Source organism: Acidiplasma cupricumulans, from assembly GCF_001402935.1.
In the GTDB taxonomy this organism is placed as follows: domain Archaea; phylum Thermoplasmatota; class Thermoplasmata; order Thermoplasmatales; family Thermoplasmataceae; genus Acidiplasma; species Acidiplasma aeolicum.
Window position 1 is genome coordinate 1 of the sequence record NZ_LKBH01000170.1, and the last position, 696, is coordinate 696.

General features: G+C 34.3%; 1 protein-coding gene. It reads right to left on the reverse strand.

Annotation, left to right across the window (positions count from 1 at the left end; all coding sequences use genetic code 11):
* Nucleotides 1–571: AMP-binding protein (locus tag AOG55_RS04585; protein WP_156318753.1), on the reverse strand; the 571-nt coding region annotated here is incomplete at its 3' end.
* Nucleotides 572–696: the final 125 nt, after the last annotated feature.

Sequence of the window (696 nt, forward strand, 5' to 3'; positions counted from 1 at the left end):
TCTTTAAATCTATTAATTTGCCCTTTCTGTATGCACCATCTGCTGTTATTACTGTTTTTGATCTTGAATCATTTATCCTCTGTGCAAGTGCCTCCTCTCCAAAGCCTGAGAATACAACATTGAACACCGCACCGATTCTTGCACATGCAAGCATTGCAACCGGTGCCTCAAGGATCATTGGTAAATATATTGTAACATTATCACCCCTCTTTATTCCAAGGTTTAATAATGCCCTGGCAAATGCATTTACCCTCTTGTATAATCCATAGTATGTTACAACCTTTTCATTCCCCGATTCTGATACCCAGATAAATGCAACCTTGTTCCTTTTATACGTGTTTATATGCCTGTCAAGGCAGTTATATGACATGTTGGTCTTTCCATTTATAAACCATCTGTAGAATGGCTTTTTTGAATCATCAAGAACCTTTGTGTATGGTGAGAACCAGTCTATTATGGATGCATGTTCATTCCAGAATTCATCCGGATTCTCAAGGGATTTTTTATAGGTCTCAAAATACCTCGATAAATGCGCGCTATATCTTTCATTCATGGGTAGTGTATCATTCATAATTAAAAGTAAAATAAAACTGTATTTAAATCTTTTTACAAATTTCTTATACCCATATACGGCATATGCAGTAAAAAATTACTAATTATGGTAACAATAAAAATGAGATTTGTATAAATACTATA